General features: G+C 69.1%; 4 protein-coding genes. 1 reads left to right on the top strand and 3 read right to left on the bottom strand.

All coding sequences use genetic code 11. The features are described from left to right. The first annotated feature begins 57 nt into the window (after window positions 1–57). Window positions 58–1,476, top strand: coding sequence for an FAD/NAD(P)-binding protein (locus V7067_RS08205; RefSeq protein WP_334175405.1), 1,419 nt, complete (start codon window positions 58–60; stop codon window positions 1,474–1,476). Window positions 1,477–1,549: 73 nt separating this feature from the next. Here the strand turns inward: V7067_RS08205 and V7067_RS08200 are convergent, their stop codons facing one another. From V7067_RS08200 to V7067_RS08190, 3 genes are all read right to left on the bottom strand, one after another. After that, window positions 1,550–2,854 (bottom strand): FAD-binding oxidoreductase, encoded by a 1,305-nt coding sequence (locus V7067_RS08200; protein WP_334175404.1) that lies wholly within the window; start codon window positions 2,852–2,854, stop codon window positions 1,550–1,552. Continuing rightward, window positions 2,851–4,242 (bottom strand): aspartate aminotransferase family protein, encoded by a 1,392-nt coding sequence (locus V7067_RS08195; protein WP_334175403.1) that lies wholly within the window; start codon window positions 4,240–4,242, stop codon window positions 2,851–2,853. The genes V7067_RS08200 and V7067_RS08195 overlap by 4 nt, the downstream gene beginning before the upstream one ends. Window positions 4,243–4,438: 196 nt before the next feature. Continuing rightward, the coding region (locus V7067_RS08190; RefSeq protein ID WP_334175402.1) for a glutamine synthetase family protein at window positions 4,439–5,758 on the bottom strand (1,320 nt) is incomplete at its 5' end.

Below are 5,758 nucleotides of genomic sequence, written 5' to 3'. Positions count from 1 at the left end.
GGCCAAGCCGGAGCAGGCAGAGCCGGACCGGCGCTGCCCACGCGGAAGGAATTGAGGATGTCGGAAACAGCAGGCGCGCGGCCGGCGGCGGTGGTGATCGTCGGCGGCGGCTACACCGGTGCCACCGTGGCATGGAACCTTGCGCGACAGGCGGCTGCGGACGACCTGCCGGTGCTGGTTGTCGAGCCACGTCCGGTTCTGGGGGCCGGCCTTGCCTACAGCACGGCGGAGCCGAGCCACCGCATCAACGTGCCGGCCGGGCGCATGAGCATTTCCACCGCGGACCCGGAGGCGTTCCAGCGCTGGCTGGATGCCCGCACCGTGCCGGACGCCGACGAGGTGGCCGCCGGGGCGCGCTATCCCGCCCGGGCGCTGTTCGGTGCTTTCGTGGCCGGCCAGCTGCAGCCGTTGCTGGATGCCGGCCGCGTGCGCCACATCGCAGCGCGCGCCGTTGCCGCCACGCCGGCGGGGCGCGGCGAGGGGTTCACGCTGCGTCTCGATGACGGCCGCGAGATTGCGGCCGGCACACTGGTGCTGGCCACCTCCCACCCCGCCCCGGCGGTGCCGGCGCCGTTGCAGGGGCTGGCGGGACAGCCGGGCTTTTTTGCCGACCCCACCGCGGCCGGCATTGCCGATGCCATTCCGCCCGCCGCCCGCGTGCTGATCGTCGGCACCGGCCTGACCATGGCCGATATGGTGGCTGCCCTCGACGGCCGCGGCCACAGCGCCGAAATCGTGGCGCTGTCGCGCCATGGCCTGCGTTCGCGCGGGCACGCGCCGGCCGGACCCGGGCCGTTCGGCGATTTCGCCACCCGCCCGGCCCGGCAGGTGAGCGACCTGCTGCGCAATGTCCGCGCGGCCGTGCGGCAGGCCGCGGCCGCCGGCCTGCCCTGGCAGGTGGTGCTGGACCGCGTGCGCACCGACGGGCCGGCGATCTGGCAGGCGCTGCCGCCGGACGGCCGCCGACGCCTCGTGCGCCACCTGCGCACCTTCTGGGATGTCCACCGGTTCCGGATCGCGCCGCAGATCGAGGCGGTGCTGGACCGTCGCGCCGCGGCCGGGCTGTTCGCGGTGCAGGCCGCGCACCTGACCGGCGCGGAGGCGGTGGCCGGCGGCGGCTTTGTCGTTCGCTGGCGCCTGCGCGGCAGCACGCAGACGGCTGAAGAGCGCTTCGATGCGGTGGTGGTCGCGACCGGGCCGGCGCATGGCGATATCATCCATCGCAACCCGGTGGTCGCTTCGCTGGCGGCGCAGGGCCTTGTCGGCCTCGACCCGACCGGCCTCGGCCTTACCACCAGTCCCGACGCCCGCGCCATCGGCCGCGACGGGCAGGCCCGCGACGATCTCTTCATCGCCGGCCCGCTGGCCCGCGGCACCTTCGGCGAACTGATGGGGTTGCCCGATGTGACGGCTTACGCCGAAAAGGTGGCCGGAGACGTTATCAGGCGACTGGAGAAAATTCCTGCAATCGCCTGAAAAACAACAACTCTGTGCCGCTCCGGCAAAGGGGGGGTAAGCCGCCGGCCGGAGCCGGCGGGGCAGCGCGGTTTCACATCCGGTCGCGCAGGCTGAACCACAGCATGGCGAGCGTGACGAGCGGCTGGCGCAGCAGGCGTCCGCCGGGGAACGGGGCGATGCCGAGCCGGGCGAACACATCGAGCCGGGTGGTATCGCCGAGCATCGCCTCAGCCACGACGTGGCCGGCGAAGGGCGCCAGCATCACGCCCTGCCCGGAATAGCCGGCGGCCACGTAGACCCCCGGTCGCAGCCGCCGGATCATCGGCGAGCGGTCGCGGGTGATGCCCAGCGTGCCGCCCCAGGCGTAATCGATGCGGGTGTGGGCGAGGTCCGGATAGACCTCCGCGAAATAGCGGTGCACGAACGCCGCCACGTCGTCCGGCTCGTGCTGCGAATAGGTTTCGCCGCCGCCGAACAGCATTCGCCCGTCGGCCGAGAGCCGCCAGTAGCGCACCACGAAGCGGGTGTCGGCCACCGCCTCCCGGCCGGGAATCACCGCCTCCGGGTGCGGCAGCGGTTGGGTGGCGAGGATATAGTTGCGGATCGGCACGACGCGGGCTTCGATCTGCGGTTCCAGCCCCTCCAGATAGCCGTTGCCGGCCACCAGCACATCGGCGGCATCGATGGTGCCATGGCTGGTTTCCACCCGCTGCCGCCCGCCCGCGGCGGTGATCTTCAGCGCCTTCGTGCCCTCGAACAGCCGCGCGCCTGCGCGCTCGGCCGCCTGTGCCAGCCCCATGGCGAACGACAGCGGGTGCAGGTGCCCGCCGCCGCCGTCGCGCATGCCGCCGCAATAGCGCCCGGTGCCGATCGCCAGCCGGATTTCGTCGCGGTCCAGCATGTGCAGATGCGGATAATCATAGTCCTTCCGCATCTTGTCGGCGTGGCTGCGCAGGTCGTCCAGCATCGCCGGCTTGTGGGCGGCGGTGATGAGGCCGGGACGATAGTCGCAGTCGATCAGGTGGCGGTGGATCAGCCCGCGCACCATGGCGCGGGCCTCCTCCGCAAGCGTCCAGAGATGGCGCGCGTCGTTGAGGCCGAGGCGCGCCTCCAGCCAGTCCTGATCGCGGCGCTGGCCGGGGTGGATCTGGCCGCCGTTGCGGCCGGAGGCCCCCCAGCCGATGCGGTTCGATTCCACCAGAACCACGCTGCGCCCGGCTTCCGCCAGCGTCAGCGCCGCGCTGATGCCGGTGTAACCACCGCCGATGATGCACACATCGGCGGTGGTGGCGCCATCCAGCGGATAGCGGGTGACATCATGCTTTGCCGTGGCGGCATAATAGCTCGGCGCATGATCGAGCGGGGTTCGGGAACGCCGGATATCCTCGCCGGTCATGTCACGACCAGCCCCCGGCGCTTCAGCTCGGCATAGGTCGCATCGAGCGTCTGGCGGGCGCGGGCCACGAGTTCATCGGCCTCGGCATGGGAAATGACGAGGGGCGGCGAGATGATCATGGAATCGCGCACGCCGCGCATCACCAGACCGTTGCGGAAGGCGAAATCGCGGCACAGGGCGCCGACATCGCCGAGCGGGGCGTTGAAGCGCACGGCGCGGCCGGTCTTCTCCGGCACCAGCTCCAGCGCGCCCATCAGGCCCGCCATGCGCGCCTCGCCGACGAGCGGATGCTCGCCCAGCGCCCGCCAGCGGGCCTGCAGGTAGGGCCCGATATCGCTCTTCACGCGCTCCACCAGTCCCTCGCGCTCGATGATGGCGAGGTTGGCCAGCGCCGCCGCGCAGGCGGCCGGGTGACCGGAATAGGTGTAGCCGTGATAGAATTCGCCGCCCTCGCCGATGACGACATCGGCCACCTTATCGGAAACCACCACGCCGCCGATCGGCAGATAGCCCGACGACAGGCCCTTGGCGATCGGCATGATATCCGCCTCAACGCCGTAATACTGGTTGCCGAACCAGGTGCCGAGGCGGCCGAAACCGCAGATGACCTCGTCGACGATCAGCAGGATGTCGCGCTCGCGGCAGATGCGGGCGATTTCCGGCCAGTAGGTGTCAGGCGGGATGATGACGCCGCCGGCGCCCTGAACGGGCTCGGCGATGAAGGCGGCGATGCTGTCCGGCGCGGCGGCATCGATCGCCTCCTCCAGCGCGCGGGCGGCGCGGAGGCCGAATTCCTCCGGCGAAAGGTCGCCGCCTTCGCCGAACCAGTAGGGCTGGGCAATGTGGAAGATGCCGGGGATCGGCAGGTCGCCCTGACCGTGCATCGCCGACATGCCGCCGAGGCTGGTGCCGCCGATGGTGGAGCCGTGATAGCCGTTGCGGCGCGCGATGATGGTCTTCTTGTTGGGCTTGCCCTTCAGATCCCAGTAGCGGCGCACCATGCGGATGATGGTGTCGTTGGATTCCGAACCGGAGCCGGTGAAAAACACGCGGTTCATGTGCGCGGGCGCCAGCGCGGCAACCTTCTCGGCCAGTTCCAGCGCGGGCAGGTGGGTGGTGCGGAAGAAGGTGTTGTAATAGGCCAGCCGCGACATCTGCGCATGCACGGCATCGGCGATCTCCCGCCGGCCGTGGCCCACCTGCGTGCACCACAGGCCGGCCATGCCGTCGAGAATGCGGTTGCCGTCCGAATCCTCGATCCACACCCCCTCTCCACCGACGATGACGCGGCTCGATGCGCCAAGTTCTTTCGTATCCGTAAAGGGATGCCAGTGATGGGCCGCGTCGCGGGCCTGCAGGGAGGGAGTGTCGTAGAGGTTGGTCGCCATGATGGTGTCCGTTGGGGGAACCGGATGGTCTTCGCATCCGGCGGGAAAGGCCGGGCCGTGGCTGGAAGGCCCCCACGGCCCGCAAAGGGCTTTGTTCTTCTTGCTTTCTTCTTCGTGCCGGGCCCCCCGCGGCCCTCTCCCTCGGGAGGGGGCTGCGGGGAGGCGCGGCCGGACCGGGCGGAACGGCGCCCGCCCGTTACACGTTGAGCAGCAGGTATTCGCGTTCCCACGGGCTGATGACAGCCATGAAGGTCTCGAATTCCTGCCGCTTGATGGCGCAATAGGTGGAGACGAACGACTTGCCGAAGATTTCGGCCAGATCGTCGCTGGTTTCGAACAGCTCCACCGCCTCCAGCAGGCCGCGCGGCAGACCGAAGGGCAGGTGGCGGGCCGAACCGTCGATGGGGTCGTCGGGCTTCAGGCCCTGCGTCAGGCCCAGATAGCCGCACGCCAGCGAGGCGGCGATGGCCAGATAGGGGTTGGAATCGGTCGACGGCACGCGGTTTTCCACCCGGCGGGCCTGCGGCTTGGAGTTGGGCACGCGCAGGCCGACGGTGCGGTTGTCATAGCCCCAGTGCACGTTGATCGGCGCCGCGGTGTTGCGCGCGAGGCGGCGATAGGAGTTCACATAGGGCGCCAGCATGCACAGCACATTGGGCAGATAGCGCTGCTGGCCGGCGATGAACGAGAAGAACTCCTTCGTCGGGTTGCCGTTGTCGTCGGAGAAGATGTTGCGGCCGGTCTCCGAATCCACGATCGACTGATGCACATGCATGGCCGAGCCGGGCTCCTGAGACATCGGCTTGGCCATGAAGGTGGCATACATCTTGTGCCGCAGCGCCGCCTCGCGGATCGTGCGCTTGAACAGGAACACCTGATCGGCCAGTTCCAGCGGATCGCCGTGCAGCAGGTTGATTTCCATCTGCGCCGATCCTTCCTCGTGGATCAGCGTGTCGATCTCCAGCCCCTGCGCCTCGGAGAATTCGTAGATGTCGTCGAACAGGTCGTCGAACTCGTTGACCGCGGCGATGGAATAGGACTGCCGTCCGATCTCCGGGCGCCCGGACCGGCCGATGGGCGGCTTCAGCGGATAGTCGGGGTCGAGGTTGGGCTCGATCAGGTAGAACTCGATCTCCGGGGCCACAACGGCCTTCCAGCCTTTGTGCTCATAGAGATCGATGATGCGCTTCAGCACCTGACGCGGGGCGACGTCGACCGGGCGGCCGTCCTTGTAATAGGCGTCGTGGATGATCTGCGCCGTCGGGTCGCTGGCCCACGGCACCACGGCGAGGGTGGAGAAATCCGGCTCGAACACGAGGTCGCCGTCGGAGGGATCGTAGATCGCCTCGGCCTCCTCGTCCTCCGGATAGTCGCCGGTGATGGTCTGGGTGAAAATCGAGGTTGGCATCGTCATGACCGGACCGGAGAGGAACTTCTCCACCGGCATCATCTTGCCGCGCCCCACGCCAGCCTGATCGGGAACGATGCACTCGATATCCTGAAGACCGCGCTCGGA

The sequence above is a fragment of the Pseudoxanthobacter sp. genome (genome assembly GCF_036822375.1).
Classification (GTDB): domain Bacteria; phylum Pseudomonadota; class Alphaproteobacteria; order Rhizobiales; family Segnochrobactraceae; genus Pseudoxanthobacter.
Note: the sequence above shows the minus strand (reverse complement) of the source record. Positions and strands in the feature narration are given on the sequence as shown.

What these genes read in the sequence shown, in the direction of transcription:
- V7067_RS08200 (WP_334175404.1), bottom strand. Translation starts at nt 2,854, where the DNA reads ATGACCGGCGAGGATATCCGGCGTTCCCGAACCCCGCTCGATCATGCG.
- V7067_RS08205 (WP_334175405.1), top strand. Translation starts at nt 58, where the DNA reads ATGTCGGAAACAGCAGGCGCGCGGCCGGCGGCGGTGGTGATCGTCGGC.
- V7067_RS08195 (WP_334175403.1), bottom strand. Translation starts at nt 4,242, where the DNA reads ATGGCGACCAACCTCTACGACACTCCCTCCCTGCAGGCCCGCGACGCG.